The sequence below is a fragment of the Kitasatospora sp. NPDC033851 genome, from assembly GCF_055576085.1.
Genome location: NZ_JBVIRL010000028.1, coordinates 44,628 through 61,583 on the forward strand (window position 1 = coordinate 44,628; position 16,956 = coordinate 61,583).

At 72.8% G+C, this 16,956-nt stretch carries 17 protein-coding genes; 7 read left to right on the forward strand and 10 right to left on the reverse strand.

Annotation, left to right across the window (positions count from 1 at the left end):
• Positions 1–400 precede the first annotated feature (400 nt).
• The 3 genes from ACZ51D_RS35720 to ACZ51D_RS35730 all read right to left on the reverse strand — a co-directional run bounded on the left by ACZ51D_RS35720 (position 401) and on the right by ACZ51D_RS35730 (position 2,068).
• Positions 401–484: a putative leader peptide gene (locus ACZ51D_RS35720; protein ID WP_355211871.1), complete on the reverse strand. Its 84-nt coding sequence runs from the start codon at positions 482–484 to the stop codon at positions 401–403.
• Positions 485–598: 114 nt separating this feature from the next.
• Positions 599–1,093 carry a hypothetical protein gene (locus ACZ51D_RS35725; RefSeq protein ID WP_360504941.1) on the reverse strand — a complete coding sequence of 165 codons (495 nt, stop codon included), beginning with the start codon at positions 1,091–1,093 and terminating at the stop codon, positions 599–601.
• 762 nt (positions 1,094–1,855) lie between these two features.
• Positions 1,856–2,068, reverse strand: coding sequence for a DUF397 domain-containing protein (locus tag ACZ51D_RS35730; protein ID WP_097239819.1), 213 nt, complete (start codon positions 2,066–2,068; stop codon positions 1,856–1,858).
• 376 nt (positions 2,069–2,444) lie between these two features.
• Between ACZ51D_RS35730 and ACZ51D_RS35735 the strand changes: the two genes are divergently transcribed.
• On the forward strand, positions 2,445–2,984 hold the full coding sequence (locus tag ACZ51D_RS35735) for a PTS-dependent dihydroxyacetone kinase phosphotransferase subunit DhaM (RefSeq protein ID WP_360504943.1): 540 nt from the start codon (positions 2,445–2,447) through the stop codon (positions 2,982–2,984).
• A 23-nt stretch (positions 2,985–3,007) separates the two neighbouring features.
• On the opposite strand, the gene ACZ51D_RS35740 is transcribed toward ACZ51D_RS35735, so the two are convergent.
• From ACZ51D_RS35740 to ACZ51D_RS35750, 3 genes are all read right to left on the reverse strand, one after another.
• Positions 3,008–3,496: an NUDIX hydrolase gene (locus ACZ51D_RS35740; protein WP_465625456.1), complete on the reverse strand. Its 489-nt coding sequence runs from the start codon at positions 3,494–3,496 to the stop codon at positions 3,008–3,010.
• Between the two features lie 120 nt (positions 3,497–3,616).
• Positions 3,617–4,135, reverse strand: coding sequence for a sugar transferase (locus ACZ51D_RS35745; RefSeq protein WP_465625458.1), 519 nt, complete (start codon positions 4,133–4,135; stop codon positions 3,617–3,619).
• 294 nt (positions 4,136–4,429) lie between these two features.
• Positions 4,430–4,645: a hypothetical protein gene (locus ACZ51D_RS35750; RefSeq protein WP_360504948.1), complete on the reverse strand. Its 216-nt coding sequence runs from the start codon at positions 4,643–4,645 to the stop codon at positions 4,430–4,432.
• A gap of 508 nt (positions 4,646–5,153) precedes the next feature.
• Between ACZ51D_RS35750 and ACZ51D_RS35755 the strand changes: the two genes are divergently transcribed.
• The gene (locus tag ACZ51D_RS35755) at positions 5,154–6,191 is read left to right on the forward strand and encodes a polysaccharide deacetylase family protein (protein ID WP_465625461.1); all 1,038 of its coding nucleotides are present in this window, start codon (positions 5,154–5,156) and stop codon (positions 6,189–6,191) included.
• Positions 6,192–7,757: 1,566 nt separating this feature from the next.
• On the opposite strand, the gene ACZ51D_RS35760 is transcribed toward ACZ51D_RS35755, so the two are convergent.
• Entirely contained in the window at positions 7,758–8,528 is a 771-nt protein-coding gene (locus ACZ51D_RS35760; RefSeq protein ID WP_465664637.1) for a glutamate racemase, read from the reverse strand.
• Between the two features lie 57 nt (positions 8,529–8,585).
• On the opposite strand from ACZ51D_RS35760, the gene ACZ51D_RS35765 reads away from it, so the two are divergent.
• Together ACZ51D_RS35765 and ACZ51D_RS35770 are read left to right on the forward strand one after the other, a co-directional pair.
• Positions 8,586–9,734: a glycosyltransferase gene (locus ACZ51D_RS35765; RefSeq protein ID WP_360504954.1), complete on the forward strand. Its 1,149-nt coding sequence runs from the start codon at positions 8,586–8,588 to the stop codon at positions 9,732–9,734.
• 88 nt (positions 9,735–9,822) lie between these two features.
• The gene (locus ACZ51D_RS35770; RefSeq protein ID WP_465664638.1) at positions 9,823–10,569 is read left to right on the forward strand and encodes an SAM-dependent methyltransferase; all 747 of its coding nucleotides are present in this window, start codon (positions 9,823–9,825) and stop codon (positions 10,567–10,569) included.
• A gap of 34 nt (positions 10,570–10,603) precedes the next feature.
• Here ACZ51D_RS35770 and ACZ51D_RS35775 read toward each other — a convergent pair whose 3' ends face one another.
• The 3 genes from ACZ51D_RS35775 to ACZ51D_RS35785 form a co-directional block, all read right to left on the reverse strand.
• Positions 10,604–11,479 carry an alpha/beta fold hydrolase gene (locus ACZ51D_RS35775; RefSeq protein WP_465664639.1) on the reverse strand — a complete coding sequence of 292 codons (876 nt, stop codon included), beginning with the start codon at positions 11,477–11,479 and terminating at the stop codon, positions 10,604–10,606.
• Between the two features lie 92 nt (positions 11,480–11,571).
• Positions 11,572–12,246 carry a thiol:disulfide interchange protein DsbA/DsbL gene (locus ACZ51D_RS35780; protein ID WP_465664640.1) on the reverse strand — a complete coding sequence of 225 codons (675 nt, stop codon included), beginning with the start codon at positions 12,244–12,246 and terminating at the stop codon, positions 11,572–11,574.
• A 136-nt stretch (positions 12,247–12,382) separates the two neighbouring features.
• Complete coding sequence (locus tag ACZ51D_RS35785; RefSeq protein WP_465625471.1) at positions 12,383–13,546, reverse strand: glycosyltransferase; 1,164 nt, start codon at positions 13,544–13,546, stop codon at positions 12,383–12,385.
• A 579-nt stretch (positions 13,547–14,125) separates the two neighbouring features.
• On the opposite strand from ACZ51D_RS35785, the gene mscL reads away from it, so the two are divergent.
• The 3 genes from mscL to ACZ51D_RS35800 all read left to right on the forward strand — a co-directional run bounded on the left by mscL (position 14,126) and on the right by ACZ51D_RS35800 (position 16,863).
• Entirely contained in the window at positions 14,126–14,572 is a 447-nt protein-coding gene (mscL, locus tag ACZ51D_RS35790; protein ID WP_360504963.1) for a large conductance mechanosensitive channel protein MscL, read from the forward strand.
• A gap of 407 nt (positions 14,573–14,979) precedes the next feature.
• Positions 14,980–15,789 (forward strand): DUF6643 family protein, encoded by an 810-nt coding sequence (locus ACZ51D_RS35795; RefSeq protein WP_396290172.1) that lies wholly within the window; start codon positions 14,980–14,982, stop codon positions 15,787–15,789.
• A gap of 198 nt (positions 15,790–15,987) precedes the next feature.
• Positions 15,988–16,863 (forward strand): MOSC domain-containing protein, encoded by an 876-nt coding sequence (locus ACZ51D_RS35800; RefSeq protein ID WP_465664641.1) that lies wholly within the window; start codon positions 15,988–15,990, stop codon positions 16,861–16,863.
• Positions 16,864–16,956 lie beyond the last annotated feature (93 nt).

Genomic DNA, 16,956 nt, shown 5'->3' on the forward strand with positions numbered 1-16,956 from the left:
GTCGGACGTCGGATGGCCGGATGCCGATTGGCCGGATGTCGGATGGCCGGATGTCGGACGGCCTGAATCGGCCTGGCCGGAAGTCGACGGCGGCGAAGACGCCGGCGAACCGGTCCGGGAGCGGCCGGCGGAGGGGCGATCGGCGGAGGGCCGGTCGTCGAGCGGGCGGTCGCCGGAAGGGTGCTCCTCGGGCGAACGGTCGACGGACGAACGATTGGCGGCGCGGGTCGTCATGATGCTGTGCCTCCGGGCGGCAGCGTGGGCTCGACGGATGCGGGCGGCACGCCGCACGGGCGCGCGGTACCGATTGGCGGCCCCGGAGGTCAGTTCACGGCCCGCCCCCGGGTTTCGGCGTCGACCGGACCCGGCCGACCACCCGCCGCCGGGGGACGGAGCCCCCTCAGCGGCCCGGACACACCGCGCTGGCGGTGCGCCGCAGATCCAGATGCCTGCGACGGGTCAGCAGCGGAAGACGGCACGGCATGTTCGCGACTGTACGAACCGTTGATCGATACCGTCAAGCGGCGTCCGGCCCCCGGGCGGGCGCCGGACGGGCGCCGGACGAACCGCCGCCGGCAGCCCCGGGGATCCCGGAGGATCAGCCCTGCTGGAACATGTCCGCGGGGAGCGGCTTCAGCAGCTGATACAGGTCGTCCGAAATCGGTCGGTCCCAGGACGCGATGGTGACCAGGACGCCGTCGCTGCGGCCGAACTGGGCGCAGAACACGCGTTCCTCGCTGACCTTGACCTTCTTCACGATCAGCAGGTCGTCCCCGAGCATGACCGGGAAGTCCTCGGCCGAGACGAACTCGACCGACTCGTCGTTCTCCAGCGCCGCGAGCAGCTGCCGCACCTCGAAGGGCACGTCGTCGCCGGTCTCCCGGGCAGGCGAACCTTCGGGGAGGTTGCCGATGAACATCGCCGGGCCTCTGCCGCCGAACAGGTCGTAGCGCAGGAAAATCCCCTGGCAGGAGCCGTCCGGGCCGGTCATCATGGCCGCACCGAAGTCACCGGGCCAGTCGCCCGGGTCCATCGCGAGCACGTCGAAGTCCGGGCCGGCGGGCTGTCCGGAGCGACGGCGGAGAAAAGACATGGGAACATCGTACGTGTCCGGCACACCGCGCTCGTGGGGTGGGTGGGGCACCGGCGGGGGGCGGGCGGGAGCATCGACGCTCAGAGACCAATGTTGACTCTGAGCAACCGTCCGGGCTACGTTCGGTTCAGCACGACAGCCGTTCTGGTTTTCACCCTCCGGGGGGACGGCATGTCGCAACGCGGCCCTACCCGCGTATCCCTCACCGTGCACTTGTCGTGCCGAACTGCCGAGCACCCAGCTTCGTCGTCGCACACAGCACAAACACAAGCCAACAGTTCCATGCATCACAAGCCAGATCCGCGGGGCCCCGGCCCGTCGCTCCCGTGGATCTGCTCGGGACGCCGCCGCGTGGGGGCGTGCGGGTCCCGAGCATCGGTGCCGCGATCCGAGTCGCTCTCGGGTTCGGCGCCAGCCTCCCGGCGACTGCCGGCCCCTTGTGGGCCGGGACCGGCCGACGCACCCCGGTGCGCAGGGGATGACTGGGAGGATGGCCTGGCAACGCTGCCGGGCCGCACAGCAGGCGCCGTGTCTGGCCGCGTGGGGGCGGTGGGCACGGCGTCTGCCTGTGCTCATACTCTGAGCTGCGTTTGTCTAACAGTCAACAGAAATTCTGACGGAGCACGCTCAATAGATCATCAGTTGTGATGTTCCGACCGGAAAACCGCCTGCGGAGCGGGCCCCCGGTCGGTTCCGGGAGCCCGCTCCGCAGTGGCTCAGGCGAGCGGCTCGAAGCAGCTCGAGGCGGCTCAGGCGAGCGGCTCAGGTGAGGTCGAACTCGCCGTCCCGGGCGCCGAGCACGAACGCCCGCCACTCCGCCGGCGTGAAGACCAGGACCGGCCCGTCCTCCTGGCGGCCGTCCCGCATCCCGATGTACCCGTCCACGAACGCGATCTGGACGTCTCCGACCCCCTGGCTGCTGCACAGCCACTCCGCGCCGGTGAAGTCCACCCTCGGCTTCCCGCTCGGCGCCAGGCCCGGCTGCGCGCCACCGGCCTCCGTGTCCGTCCCAGTGTTGACTGCCACTGACCGATCTCCTCCCGACGATGTTCCGGGCCCAGCCTAGCCACACCGCCCGGCCCCGGTCAGCGGGTTGACGAGGACTCCTCCGGCTATGGACGGGCGCCGCCGGAGGACGGCTCGAGGCGCGGCGGAAAGGTCGAGGCGTGTCCCGACCGGCGGGGGCGGCGGGCAGCTGCCAGAGTGCTGCCAGGGCGCCGCCCGGGCCGGCAAGCGCGGGAGAGCGCCCCCTCCGACCGTACAGAGCCCTCCGCGGCCCCCAGGGGCCGGACCGCACCGCCGACGACCCCGCCCACCCCAACACCCACCGAACCGCCCAAGGGAGCAGCCGATGAGCCGCCGGGACGGCACCCGCGCCGACGTCATCCCCATCTCCGACGCCCCCTCGGCCCACCCCCCGGCACCCCGTACGCCTCCCTCGGCCACGCCACTGCCCCGGCCGACCCCCGCCCGGCCCCCCACGCACGGCCGGGTCGGCATCGTCCTGGTCTCGCACAGCCAGGAACTGGCCACCGCCGTACGCAACCTCGCGCTCGCATTGACCGGATCCGACTCCCCCGCCCCGATCTCCGCGACCGGCGGCGACCCGTCGAACGGGCCCGGCATCAGCGCCGTCCTGGTGGCCGCCGCGACCCGCCGGGTGGACCAGGGCCACGGCGTCGTGGTGCTCGCCGACCTGGGCGGGGCCGTCACCACCGTCCGCGCCCTGCTGTCCGACGCCGACGAGCACGGCCTGCCGTTCCCGGTCCGGTTCGCCAACGCCCCGTTCGTCGAAGGCGCGGTGGCCGCGACCGCGACCGCGACGGCGGGCGGCGACCTGGCGGCGGTGCTGGACGCGGCCGAGGAGGCCTACCGGCAGCACAAGGGCTGACCGGGTGCCGCGCCCGCGGCCGGTCAGGGGCGCTCCTGGCCCTCCCAGGTGAAGACCGCCGGGCCCTCGCACTCCAGCGCGTGGCGCAGCCGCTCGTGCTCGGACTCGATCATCGGCGGCAGCTCGTCCAGCGCGAACCAGCCGACCTCGAGCGACTCGTCGTCGTTCACCCGCGCCTCGCCGCCGACCGCACGGCAGCGGAAGGTCAGCACCAGGTACTGCGTCACGTCGCCGTTCGGGTACGTCACCTGCGGCGAGACGGTGACCGAGGCCAGCAGCTCGGGCACGGCCACCACGCCGGTCTCCTCCTCGCACTCGCGCACCACGCCGTCGCCGGGCTGCTCGCCGGGGTCGAGGATCCCGCCGACCGGCGCCCAGCGGCCGTCATCGGCTCGGCGGGCGAGCAGCACCCGGTCGCGATCGTCCAGCACGACGGCGACGACGGCGCTCAGCCACAGCGGGCGGTGGCCCACGAGGGAGCGGAGGTCGGCGAGGAAGGGGGGAATTGCCATGTGGCGCAGCCTATCGGGGCGGCTGCCGGCCGGGGTGGGGTCGGCCGGGGTCGGGTGGTCCGGGTCCGCTCGAGCGGCTCGGGTCGGCCAAGTCGGCCGGGTCGGGGCGGCCGGGTCTGCTCAACCAGGTCGGCGCGGTGGGTCTCCGGTGGGGCGCAGCCGGTCGGTGGTCGGGCGCACCAAGGCGAGGACGGTGAGGCCGAGGATGTGCAGGTCGAGCCGGAGGGAGCGGTGCTCGACGTACCAGAGATCGAGTTCGGCGGCATGACCGTGGAGCTGGGCCCAGCCGGTCAGCCCGGGGCGCACGGCGAACCGGGCGCGCTCGCGGCAGGAGTAGCGGCCCACCTGATCGGGCCGGGCCGGTCGGGGGCCGATCACCCCCATCTCGCCGCGGACGACGTTCCAGAGCCGCGGCAGCTCCTCCAGGCCGGTGCGGCGCAGCAGGGTGCCGAACCCGCTGTCCCCACCCGTCCGGAAGCGCAGGATCTGGAACTCGCGGCCGTGCTGCCCGGCTCGGGTCTGCCGCTGGAGCACCGGGCCACCGCTGGTGCAGCGCAGCAGGACGGCGATCAGTACGGCCAGCGGTAGCGCGACGATCGCGGCCAGGGCGGCGAGGGCGAGATCACCACCGCGTTTCATGAGGTGGACATGGCACTATCCGATCTGCCGCTCATCGCTCCCCCTCTACGGCGCTTCGAGCCGGAAGAACGCATTCACAGTAGAGGCGTGATGAAGCCGCCGTCCAAGAATGGTGAAAGAAGGGGGCGGGAGATTGTCCGACAGGACGATATTCGGTCGGTCTGACCAATTTCGCTCGATCTGCCGTTTCGAAATTCCGAACGCGATCGACATACGGGCGAGCGGGCGGGTGGCCCCGTCAGTGTTCTCCGGCCGGCGCCTCCGGCCCGTGTCGTCCGGTCGGCTCGTCCGCCTCTAGAGCGCGGCGCGGCGCCGGTCACGGAAGTGACCGAAGGCGATCCGACCGAGCAGCAGGACACCCGCCGCCAGGCAGCCGGCCACCGCCATCGCCCAGGCCGGGCCGCCACTGTCCGGAACGAGCACCGCCACGACGATCCCCGCCGCCAGGCAGGCCACACCCACCACGGCCAGCGGAAGCTGGTGGGTGACCAGGGCTCCGCCACTGCACACGCGAGCCATCCGAGAAGCGCCGTGCAAGTGGAAGGGGTCACGGTCCGCATCTGCCATGAGCCCAAGGTACCCCGGGCCGAAGCGGGAGGCAGCCCGCAGGGAGTGCAGGATCGAACACTCTGCGCGACCGACGGATCGGCACCCGTCCGGGGTCGGGCGGGGGTGGCTACGGGGGTGGTTGCGGGGCGACACGGCGGCCGATCCGGGCCCCACCGAAGCGGCGCCCGATGCCCCCGGATGCGCATTCCTACTCCACAATCAGTCCACGAAAAATCCTCGTCCCCCCGGTACAACCATCCCCGCGGTGCAACGGTCTCAATGGCATTGAGTGATCCAGGAGCCGTTCGAGGGACGGGTGTGAACCCCCCACCGAGAACAGGAAAGTCCAGGGGCGGAGCCGCCGACCCCTGGAGTCGGAGGCCGGGCTCCGTCCTCCGGCGGTACCGCCACGCCGCTCGGCGAACGAGGGGGAACCGTGCCGCAGTCCCAGTCCACAACATCGATCTCCATGGCCCGCGCCAGGCCCATGCCCGGCGTGCGCGCACTGCCGCCCCCTGTCAGGTGGGCTGCGGACCGGCACGAGGTGAGCCGGCACGGCGGGGGCCGTCGCCGACTGACCGTCGAGACGGAACAGCAGGACGCGCGGGGCGAATGGCTGCGGTTCGCCCCCGTCCAGCCGCTGTTCCGGGCCCGGGCCGCCCAGCGCCTCGCCGTGCTCGCGTACCACGGGGTGACCGACCACCGGTCGTTCGGCGCCCAACTCGACCGGCTCCAGCGGCTCGCCACTCCCGTGTCGCTCACCGCCGTCCTCCAGGCCGTGACCGAGCGGCGGCCACTGCCGCCCCGGAGCGTCCTGGTCACCTTCGACGACGCCGACCGGAGCGTCCTCACCCACGCCCTGCCCGCCCTCGACGCCCGTGGCATTCCGGCCACCGCCTTCGTCATCTCGGAGCTCATCGGCACCGAGCGACCGTTCTGGTGGCACGAGGCCGACTTCCTCGCCCGACACGGCGGCCGCGCCCGCTCGCTCGACTGCGGTCACCCGTCCCAGCTGCTCCGCCGACTCAAGGCCATGCCCGACCCGGACCGCCGACGCAGCCTCCACGAGCTGCGCGTCAGCGCCGACCGCCGACCGCCCCGCCAGGAACAGCTCACCCCCGCCGACCTCCTCGCCCTGCGGGACGGGGGCGTCGCGATCGGCAACCACACCCAGGGACACCCGTGCCTCGGGCGCTGCGACGACGACACCGTCCGCGCCGAGATCACCGGCGCCCACGAGGCCCTCACCCGCTGGCTCGGCGAGCCGCCGACCGCCTTCGCCTACCCGGACGGTGGCCACGACCCCCGTGCCGAAACCGTCCTGCAGGAACTCGGCTACCGCCTCGGCTTCCTCTCCGACCACCGCCTGGGCCCCCGCCTCCCCTCCCACCCCCTCCAGATCAGCCGCCTCCAGGTCGACTCCACCACCAGCACCCGCCGCTTCGACACCATCCTCTCCGGCCTCGAACCCGCCTACCGCCGCTGGCGCCGCCAAGCCGTCGCCTGACCCCCGGCGCGTGCCCGACAGTCATTCGAAATGCCAATAGGGCACGGAAATGGTGCCTTGAGGGATATCTACGCGGGTAGCGCGTGCGGCGGGTAGCGCGTGCGGCGGGTAGCGCGTGCACAGGAAGTCGACTGGATCGACTTCCTGTGCACGGCGTCATGTCTACGCGAGTAGAAGGCTGCCGCGGATTAGCCTCGGGACATTACCGGGCATGGAAGTCGAATCGGCCGATTCCCCACACGTCGCCGCATCGCGATCGCGCCGGCGCTCGAGCGCGCCGCCGCCGGGGGTGACCCGTGCGCGAGAAGTCGATCAGGCCGACTTCTCGCGCACGGCATGCACCGGCTGGGCGGTCTACGCGAGTAGGTCAAGCTCTCTGCGCAGCCGGTCGTCGAACCGATCGACTCCCCGCGCGCCAACACTCCAAGCCGCCGGCGGCGGGCGATCCGGCACCCACCCCGCGCAGGAAGTCGGCCAGGCCGACTTCTCGCACCCCGCAAGCCGAGCGGCCCGCTACGCGAGTAGACAGCGCGCGCCGCAGCCGCCCCGGGACATCGCCGGGCACAGGAAGTCGGGCCAGCCGACTTCCTGTGCAGCGCACCGCGCCCTCGCCCACCAGGCAGGCGGGCCCGCACCAGCCCCCGCACAAGCACGGGGTGACCGATGCGTAAGAAGTCGGCCCAGTCGACTTCTCACGCACCACAAGCAGGCTGTCTACGCGAGTAGATACAGCGCCGCTGCAGACAGGCCGGCACCGCCAAGCACGGGACGTCGGATCGGCCGACTTCCTGTGCGGCGCACCGCAACCCGGCCTGCAAGGGTGCCCACAAGCACAGGCAGCTCGCCCCAGAAGTCGACCTGGTCGACTCCCAGTGCAATGCACCCCCACCCCGCCCATCGAACGCGCCCACGGCCACGGGCTCAGGCGAGTACCGGATGGCCGTCGCGCGAGAAGTCGGATCGGCCGACTTCCTGCGCAACGCACTGTGGCCTGGCCCGCCGGACCGGCCACCAGCAGGCAGCTCGCGCGAGGGGTCGACTGGGCCGCCTTCCATGCGGCGCATCGCAGGTCACCCGCCGGGCTGGCCGCGGGCGCCGGCCTGCACAGGGCGTCGGCCTGATCGACTTCCCGCGCGCGACAGGCAGACAGGCAGGGCCCAGCCTTCTATGCGAGTAGATCCAGTCTGGGCGACGTCGCCGGACACAGGAGTTCGGATCGGCCGACTTCCTGCGCAGCGCACTGCGGCCCGGCCCGCCGGACCGGCCACCAGCAGGCAGCTCCCACCAGAAGTCGGCCGGGCCGACTTCCTGTGGCTGCCGGGTCGGGCGGTGGGGGCGGCGCATCTACGCGGATAGAAGTGCCGGGCAGCGGATCTGTCGGCATTTCCTGCGGGAAATGGGGCGGCCCGGATTTTCTTCATCGCGCAACGGAAATCGGCAGCGAAGCCCATTTGCGGGTATTCAGGGCGCCGCGCCGTGTCTGGCGCTTTGTGTGTGAATCCGGCTGTTGGGTCCCGAAATCGCCGCCACGTGGGACTGATGTGTGGCCGCCGTTGCCGGGATGGATCAGCCGATGAGGGTGGCCAGCGTGTTGCCCTGTGGGTAGAGGGCGGCGGCCGGCGGGAGTACGGCGGGGAGGCCGGCGTGAAGCACGGTGAGGGTGCACGTCCCCGTGCGGGTGGGGTCGCTGACGCGGCGGAGGGCCTGGGCGGCGACGGCGTCGGCGGAGCCGAGCAAGGTGAGCGCCGGGGACGCGGTCGGGGCGACGGCGGCGCGGATGCGGTCGTCGACGAGTTCGTAGTGGGTGCAGCCGAGCACGAGGACGTCGGTGCCGGCCGGCGTGCGGGCGGCGGCGTCGGCGATGGCGGCCGTGATGGCGTCGTCGTCGCCGTGCTCGACGGCGTCCGCGAGGCCCGGGCAGGCGACCTCCGTGACGTCCGCCGTCCCGCCGAAGTCGCGGATCAGTCCGCGCTGGTAGGCGCTCCCGGTGGTGGCCGGGGTGGCCCAGATGGCGACCCGGCCGCCCAGTGCGGCAGCGGGCTTGATGGCCGGGACGGTGCCGATCACCGGCAGTCCGGGCTCCAGTTCGGCGCGCAGGGTGGCGAGCGCGTGGACGGAGGCCGTGTTGCAGGCGATCACCAGCGCGTCGGGTTCGAGCGCGGCGGCGGCCCGGCAGCAGCCGAGGGCCAGTTCGGTGACCTCTTCGGGCGTACGCGGCCCCCAGGGCATCGAGGCCGGGTTGGAGGACAACACCAGGTCCGCGTCCGGGCGCAGCTTCCGGAGGGTGGCGGCGGCGGCCAGCAGGCCGATTCCGGAGTCCATCAGTGCGATCTTCACGGGTCAAGACTTTAGTCGATCCGCCCGCTCGGCCCTGTTCTGCGGCAGACTGCCGGGGTGACCGTCCTGCTGTGGATCGCCGCGTTCTCCCTGCTGGTCTGGCTCTGGCTGGCGTGCTGCCACGGCTTGTTCTGGCGCACCGACGTGCGGCTGCCGCCGCGTCGCCCGCCGGTCCGCTGGCCGCAGGCGGCGATCGTGGTGCCGGCCCGGGACGAGGCGGCGGTGCTGCCGGTGAGTCTGCCGACGCTGTTGGCGCAGAAGTACCCGGGGCGGGCGCGGGTGATCCTGGTGGACGACCACAGCTCGGACGGCACGGGCCCGCTGGCGGCGGAGCTGCGGACGATCGACGGGCTGGAGCTGACCGTCACCACGCCTCCCCCGTTGCCGCCCGGCTGGACGGGCAAGCTGTGGGCGCTGCGGCACGGGGTGGAGCTGGCCGGTCCGGACGTGGAGTACCTGCTGCTGACGGACGCGGACATCGCACACGGCCCGGACTCGCTCGCCGAGCTGGTGGCGGCGGCCGAGAGCAATGGCCTGGACCTGGTGTCGCAGATGGCCCGGCTGCGGGTGGAGACCGGCTGGGAGCGCCTGATCGTGCCGGCCTTCGTGTACTTCTTCGCCCAGCTGTACCCGTTCCGCCGGAGCAACCGTCCGGGTGCCCGGACGGCGGCCGCGGCGGGCGGCTGCTCGCTGGTGCGGCGCGAGGCGCTGGAGCGGGCCGGCGGGGTGGCGGCGATCCGGGGCGCGGTGATCGACGACGTGTCGCTGGCCCGGGCGGTGAAGTCCACCGGCGGCCGGACCTGGCTGGGTCTCGCCGGGGAGGTGGACAGCGTCCGCCCGTACCCGCGGCTGGAACAGCTGTGGCGGATGGTGTCGCGCAGCGCGTACGCCCAGCTGAGGCACTCGCCGCTGCTGCTGCTCGGGACGGTGCTGGGGCTGGCGCTGGTGTACCTGGTGCCGCCGGTGGCGACGGTGGCCGGGCTGGTGGCCGGGGCGCCGGTGGTGGCGGTGGCGGGTGGGGCGGCGTGGGCGCTGATGGCGGGGACGTACCTGCCGATGGTCCGGTACTACGGGCAGCCGGCCCCGGCCGTGGTGCTGCTGCCGTTCACGGCGGGGCTGTACCTGCTGATGACGGTCGACTCGGCGGTGCAGCACTGGCGCGGCCGGGGCGCGGCGTGGAAGGGCCGGACCTACTCGCGGGCGTGACCCCTGTACACGCCCGCGAGCAGGCGTCCTCCCCCGCGGACCGGGGGAATCCCCGGCGTCGTGTGCCGATCGGCTCCATACTGCTCGGATGGACCGTCAGCAGATCTCCCGCCTCGCCCATGCCCACCACCCGATCGCTGCCCCGCTGGCGGACGAGTCGGTGGCCCGTCTGCTGGACCGCGCGACGGCCGGGAAGGAGGACGGCCGGGCGCTGGACCTCGGTTGTGGCGAGGGCGCCTGGCTGGTCCGGGCGCTGGCCGCGCGCCCGGGCTGGCAGGCCGTGGGGGTGGACCTGGACGCCCTGGCCCTGACCCGCGCACGGGAGACCGCGACCGCTCTCGGCGTCGTGCGCCGGATCGGCCTGCACCACCTGGACGCACGGGAGTTCACCTCGAAGGAGCCCTTCGACCTGGTGCTGTGCGTCGGTTCCACGCACGCCTTCGGCGGACTGCTTCCGACGTTCGCGGCGGCCCGCGAACTCCTGGCCCCGGGTGGCCGGTTGCTGGTCGGCGAGGGATTCTGGCAGCGCGATCCGTCCCGGGCCGCCCTGGACGGGCTGGGTGCGACCCGGGACGAGTTCGCGGATCTGGCGACGACCACCGACCGGGTCCTCGCGGACGGCTGGACGCCGGTGTCCGGGTACGTCAGTACGGAGCGGGAGTGGGACGACTACGAGTTCGCCTGGACGGGCTCGCTGGCCGAGTGGGCGCTGGACCACCCGGACCATCCGGACGCGGCGGCCGCCCGGGAAGCCGCCGACCGGCACCGGGCGGAGTGGCTGCACGGCTACCGGGGGACGCTCGGCTTCGTCACGTACCTGCTGCGCCGCGACTGAACACTGCCACGGCTGAACGACCCTGGACCGTCGGCTACTTCTGTGTGCGCGCGAGGAAGTCGTCGATCAGCGGGGCGATTTCGGGAAGCTTCTCCTCCAGTGCGAAGTGCCCGGTGTCGAACACGTGCAGCTCGGCCGCGGGCAGGTCGCGCAGGTAGGCGCGGGCGCCGGGCTCGGTGAAGAAGGGGTCGTTGCGTCCCCAAAGGATCAGCGTGGGCGGCTGGTTGGCCCGCAGCCAGGCCTGCCAGGCGGGGTAGAGTTCGACGTTGGAGAAGTAGTCGAGGGCCAGCTCGACCTGGATGTCCTTGCGGCCGGGCAGGTCGAGGAAGTGCTGGTCGAGGGTCCAGCCGTCGGGGGCGACCAGGCTCGGGTCGCCGGTACCGCCCTCGTACTGGCTGCGGGTGACCTCCAGGGTGAGGATCGAGCGGGCGGCCTCCCCGGCGCCCGGGACGCCTCGCCGGTTGGCGATGAACTCCCGCGCCTGGTCGGAGAGTCCCTCCTCGTAGGCGTTGCCGTTCTGGACCACCAGACCGGTGACCCACTCCGGGTGGCGGGTGGCCAGGCGCAGGCCGACGGGGGCGCCGAAGTCGAATACGTACAGCGCGAAGCGGTCCAGGCCGAGGGCGAGGCAGAAGCCCTCGATCACGTCGGCCAGGGTGTCGAAGCGGTACGTGAAGGTGTCGGGTGCGGGGCTGTCGCTGTGGCCGAAGCCCGGGTAGTCGGGGGCTATCAGGCGGTAGCGGGTACCGAGCGCGTCGAGCAGCCGGGCGTACTGGTGAGAGGCGGACGGGAAACCGTGCAGCAGCAGGAGGACGGGGGCGTCGGCCGGGCCGGTTTCGCGGTAGGAGATGCGCAGCCCGTCGACGTCGACGTGGCGGTGGTGGATGTGTGGGATCGTCAGCTCGCTCATGCTAACCATTAAACAGCATTTTAGTGGTTAGGCAAGGCCTGCGAGTGAGAGCACATGAGCGAGCTGACACATCGCCACGGACACCGTGGCGCTCAGTCCTTCTTCAGCTGCTCCTGCTGCACCAGGTAGTCCAGCACCTCGGGCATCGCCTCGACGCCGCCGGCCTTCGTCGGCGAAGTCCGGTACTCGCCCTGGACGATGACCGTCGGCAGCTCGTTGATGCCGTAGCTGGTGAACGCGGCAGCGGCGTCGTCGACCGACTGGCGCACCTCGGCGGACCGGTAGGCCTGGCCGAAGAGCTGGGCGTCGATGCCGTGGCGGACGGCCCAGTCGGTGGCGGCGGCCTCGGTGGTGAGGTCGGCGCCCTCGTCGTGGACGGCACGGAAAACGCTGGTCTGCAGACGCTCGACCATGCCGAGGCGCTCCAGCGTGTAGTACATCCGCGCATGGCCGCGCTGCACACCCTCGTCCGGGCTGCCCGGCCAGATCGCCGGGACGCGGCGCAGCGAGACGTCGTCGCGGTGCTTCTCGGCCCAGGCCTGCAGGGGCTGTTCGAGCGCCTGCGAGTGGTCGCAGTCGTACCAGAAGAACTCCACCGCCTCGGTCCGGGCGCTCTCGCGCACCGGTTGCGGGTGGTCGAGCCTGACGAACTGGGCACCCTCGGAGGGGAGTTGGTGGATCGCCGCGCCAGCCTGGACCGGGGACGCGGCGATCCCGGCAGCAACGGCGAGCAGGACGGTGGACCGCAGCAGCGACTTCGAGTTCACACCGGGCAGTGTGCTGGTGACGGTTCGCTACCGGCGAGTCGGTGCGCGGCGGCAGGCCGGGATTCGCCCGAACGGCGTACCCGGGGCCGACGCGTCGGCCGGCTCGTCCCGCGTCAGACGGCCGGCTCGTCCCGCGTCAGTCGGTCGGCTCCGTACCCGCGGTCCACACCTCGGCGACCAGCCGTTGCCAGGCGTCCACCACCGCGCCCAGCTCGAAGTGCTCCAGCGCGTGCGCCCGGGCCGCCGCGCCGAGGCCCGCGCGGTTGACCGCCAACACCTTGCCCAGCGCCTCGGCGAGGGCGAGCGGGTCGCCGGGGGCGACGAGCGCGCCGGTGGCGCCGTCCCGGACGACCTCGCGGACCCAGCCGACATCGGTGGCGACGGCGGGCACTCCGGCCAGTGCCGCCTCGATCAGCGCGCCGGGAACGCCCTCGCTGTCGCTGGTGAGCAGCAGTGCGTCGGCAGCGCGGTACAGCGGGGCCGGGTCGGGCAACGGGCCGAGGAAGTGGGCGCGGGCGGCGGCCGGGTGGCGGGCCAGTGTCTCGCGCAGCGGGCCGTCCCCGGCGACGGCGAGCCGGACGTCGGGCAGGCGGTCGAGCACGTCGAGGGCGAGGTCGAGCCGCTTCTCGGGCGCTATCGCGCCGATCCAGGCGACCAGCAGGACGTCCGCCGGCAGGCCCAGCGCGTGCCGGGCGGCGCGCCGGTCGTCCCGGCCGTCGGCGGGCGGATAGCTCTCGGCGGCACGGGAGTTGGGGATCACGTGCACCTTGCCGTCGGGCAGTGCGAACTGCTCCTCGAGGACGGCACGCGCCTCGTCGGTGAGCGTGGTGACGGCGGCGGCGCGGTGCATCAGCGCGCCGCCGCGCACCCGGCGCAACCGGGTGGCGGTCCAGTAGCGGGGGTGGCCGACGGAGACGTAGACGAACGGGGTCCGGGTCCCGGCCATGGCGAGGGCGCAGGCGGCCAGGGTGTCGGAGCCGTGGGCGAGCACGACGTCGGCGGCGCACGCGGCGGAACGCAGGGCTCGCAGGGTGGTCGGGCGAAGTCGGCCGGGGCCCAGGACGGCGGCGCTGCGCAGGCCGGAGGCATCGGGGCAGTCCCCTGGATCGGCCTCCGCGGCGCCGCGGCGGACGGCCGGGTGCGGGGCGAGGGCGCACAGCGCGGAGGACTGGCCCCGGCGGCCCAGTTCCCGGTGGAGGTCACGGGCGAAGTTCTGGGCACCCCCGCGGCGTGTATCACTGATCAGATGCAGGACACGCGGACGGGTTCCGGCCGGATCGGCCGACATATGGTCGGGCATGGACCGACCTTGGCACAGTGCTCCGCCCGGGACAGCCCCTTCGCGCAACCTGATGGTGGCCCATCCGCCCGCGCTTGTACACCCGATGTGCGCCAGAGAGCCGCCGTCGTGCGCCGGTTACGACCACCGCGCGCCCCGTCTCACCCCCTGCCGCGCTCCGGTTCGCCTCCGTCGCGCCGTACCGCCTCCGTCGCGCCTCACCGACTCCGCCCCCTCGTCCTGGCGTCCTGGCGTCCTGGCGTCCTGGCGTCCTGGCGTCCTGGCGTCCTGGCGTCCTGGCGTCCTGGCGTCCTGGCGTCCTGGCGTCCTGGCAGGCCGGGGGCAGCACCGGGTTCCGCGTCAAGTCTCGTGTCAATCTCCGCGTCACACCGTCGAGTTATCCGGCCGCCCGACCCCCGATAGGGCGGTACGCGGAGCGCCCGGGCACCGCCCGGGCGGCCACCACCCGACCCCGAGGCGGTTACGCGGTTCGGGTGAACGCGGTTGGACCTGGGCCCGGGCCGCTCGGCAGGATGTCCGGCCGGGGCGCCGCAGCACTGCCCCATCTCCCCCTTCCTCATACGGATTTGGAGTCACCCGGTGTTCAAGGGATTCCGCAGCTTCCTGCTGCGCGGAAACGTGGTGGACCTCGCGGTCGGCATCGTGATCGGCGCGGCCTTCACCGCCGTCGTCACCGGGTTCGTCAGCGCCTTCCTCACCCCGCTGGTCGGCGTCGCCTCCGGAGCCGTCGGCGACTTCACCCAGAAGACCTTCGAGGTGGCCGGCACCCGGTTCCCGTACGGCCTCTTCGTCAACGCGGCGATCGGCTTCGTGCTGACCGCCGCCGTCATCTACTTCGCCGTGGTGCTGCCGGTCGGCAAGCTGCAGACGCGCTTCGAATCGGCCACGCCCGCACCGGCCGCGAAGGTGGACTGCCCGGAGTGCCTGAGCTCGATCCCGGCCGCCGCGAGCCGCTGTTCGTTCTGCACCTCGGAGGTCGGCAAGCCGGGTCTGCCCGCGCAGGCCCAGGCGCTGCAGTCGCACTGACCTGCGGAACCGTAGCGGCGACCGTCGGCCCGGACCTGCGACCGCCGTCCGACGGGCCTCGAACCAGGCGGTCAGCGCGCTGACGGGATCTTTATTCCCGAAACATTCACGAGCTCCCGTCGCACCCTCGGCGGGGGCTCGAATGCGCCAGCGCACGCCCTGCCCGCAAAAGTTTCTCCGCAGGGCCCTGGACCGTCCACCGGCCGGTCACCGCACGGCCGTCCAGCGGCGCCGTCCGGCCACTGTTCGATCACTGACAGGGCGCCAAGGTTGTCCGGAACCAGACTCCGGAATGTCCGTTCTTACTACTTTCGAAACCTTTGTGCGAGCGAAGACTGTGTAAACACTCGAACTGCTCCCCCTCCCGCTCTCCTCAGCAGGCGCATTGTGGGCTTACCGTATGCCCCATGACCTCGCCCCGCTCCTACGACGGAGTCGGCTACCCCTCTCCGTCCTTCTCCTCCGGCACGCCGATTTACGACAGCCTCGTGGCTGAGCGCGGCGTCCCCCAGATCGCACCCATCAACGTGCCGGCCGCCCTGCCGCCGGCACTGTCGTCCGGTTACGGATCCGGCCTCGGCCAGTCCTACGAGAACCGGTACGGCAACGGGTACGAGAGCGCCGGCAGCAACCTCCCCGCGCTGCCGCCCGCCCGCCTCGCCCTGGGCCCCGGCCCGAGCAGCGGCCCCTCCACGGCGTACATCCCCGCGCAGCCCGCGCCGGCGTACGCCTCCCCACAGCCGTCGGTCCCCGGTTACGGCGCCCCCCAGCCGTACCAGCGACCGCAGCCCGGCTCGCCGGCCTTCACCCAGACCGCCAGCGGCGGCTACCAGCCGACCGGCGGCCAGAGCTTCGGCGGCCAGAACACCTTCATCGGTGGCCAGGCCGGCCAGCAGCCCTTCGGCGCGCAGCAGAGCGGCGGCCCGGGCGGTTTCGGCCAGAGCCAGCCAGGCGGTCCGCAGAGCTTCGGCGGCCAGCAGGGCTTCGGCGGCCCGCAGTCCTTCGGCGGCCCGACCGCGGGCGGCCCCGGCTTCCAGGGCCAGGGCGGCGACCAGTCCTTCGGCGGCGCCCAGCTGCGCCCGGCCATGGCGCCGGTCGCGCCGGTCCGCCCGATGCAGCCGCAGCGCCCGGGCCCGTACGGCGAGGCCGGTCACGGCTCCTTCAACACAGCGGGGCAGGTCAACGGCGGCTACCAGTCGCAGGGCCAGGGCTACTGAACCGCTGACACCCCGAGGCCGTCCCCCACACGGCCACACCCGCACCACCTGAGCAGCACCCGGCGACCCCTGAACGCCGGGCGAACGGAGAACGGGTCATCCACGGACCGCCCGGAACGCCCCCCACGGCGTCCCGGGCGGTCCGTGCGCATATGGGGGGCCTGCATGCGGCGGCAACCCTGCTGGCAGGATGGGGGAATGCAGCTCACCGGACTCCACGTCTACCCCGTCAAGTCCATGTACCGCCTGAGCCCGGACACCGCCCCGGTCCATCCCTGGGGCCTGGCCGGAGACCGCCGCTGGATGCTCGCCGACCCGACCGGACGCTTCGTCAGCCAGCGCGAGAACACCGCCCTCGGACAGATCCGGCCCGTACTCCTGCCCGACGGCTCACTCACGCTGACCGCCCCCGACGGCTCACGGATCGAGGTCCCCGCCCCCGCCGTCGCGGCCGGCGACCCGCTCGCCGAGGTCGAGGTCTGGGGCACCCGCTTCCACGCCGCCGAAGCCGCCAAGGAAGCACACCAGTGGATCGCCGAACACCTCGGCGACTACCGCCTGGTGCACCTGGACGACCCGCGCGCCCGCCCCGCCGACCCCGAGTACAGCGAGCCCGGCGACACCGTCTCGATGGCCGACGGCTTCCCGCTGCTGGTCACCACCACCGCCTCGCTGGACCGGCTCAACGAGCTGATCGCCGCCGAGCACCCGGACGAACACGAAACCCTGCCGATGGAGCGCTTCCGCCCCAACGTGGTGGTCACCGGCTCCGAGCCCTGGGCCGAGGACGGCTGGCGCCGCGTCCGGATCGGCGAGCTCACCTTCAAGGTCGTCAAGCCCTGCGGCCGCTGCATCATCACCACCACCGACCAGGAGACCGGCGAACGGCGCGGCAAGGAACCACTGCGCACGCTCGCCCGGCACCACCGGCTGCTGCGCACGGCCGCCTTCGGGCAGAACCTGATCCCCGAGCGGCCGGCCGGCGTCGAAGGCGACGTGCTCGGCACGCTCCGCCTCGGCGACGAGGTCGAGGTGCTGGAGGACGGGGCGCACTGGCCGGCCGACGGGCGCTGAGCGCGGGCCGCACCCCGGGGGCGTCCTGCCCGCGCGGAGCCGCCGCATCGTGGAACCGCGTTGTGGAACCGCTTCATGGAGCCGTTCTGTGGA

Bases quoted from the DNA above. Each gene is read 5' to 3' on its own strand.
- ACZ51D_RS35720 (WP_355211871.1), bottom strand. From the start codon at position 484: ATGCCGTGCCGTCTTCCGCTGCTGACCCGTCGCAGGCATCTGGATCTG.
- ACZ51D_RS35725 (WP_360504941.1), bottom strand. From the start codon at position 1,093: ATGTCTTTTCTCCGCCGTCGCTCCGGACAGCCCGCCGGCCCGGACTTC.
- ACZ51D_RS35735 (WP_360504943.1), top strand. From the start codon at position 2,445: ATGAGCCGCCGGGACGGCACCCGCGCCGACGTCATCCCCATCTCCGAC.
- ACZ51D_RS35740 (WP_465625456.1), bottom strand. From the start codon at position 3,496: ATGGCAATTCCCCCCTTCCTCGCCGACCTCCGCTCCCTCGTGGGCCAC.
- ACZ51D_RS35745 (WP_465625458.1), bottom strand. From the start codon at position 4,135: ATGAAACGCGGTGGTGATCTCGCCCTCGCCGCCCTGGCCGCGATCGTC.
- ACZ51D_RS35755 (WP_465625461.1), top strand. From the start codon at position 5,154: ATGGCCCGCGCCAGGCCCATGCCCGGCGTGCGCGCACTGCCGCCCCCT.
- ACZ51D_RS35770 (WP_465664638.1), top strand. From the start codon at position 9,823: ATGGACCGTCAGCAGATCTCCCGCCTCGCCCATGCCCACCACCCGATC.
- ACZ51D_RS35775 (WP_465664639.1), bottom strand. From the start codon at position 11,479: ATGAGCGAGCTGACGATCCCACACATCCACCACCGCCACGTCGACGTC.
- ACZ51D_RS35785 (WP_465625471.1), bottom strand. From the start codon at position 13,546: ATGCCCGACCATATGTCGGCCGATCCGGCCGGAACCCGTCCGCGTGTC.
- ACZ51D_RS35795 (WP_396290172.1), top strand. From the start codon at position 14,980: ATGACCTCGCCCCGCTCCTACGACGGAGTCGGCTACCCCTCTCCGTCC.
- ACZ51D_RS35800 (WP_465664641.1), top strand. From the start codon at position 15,988: ATGCAGCTCACCGGACTCCACGTCTACCCCGTCAAGTCCATGTACCGC.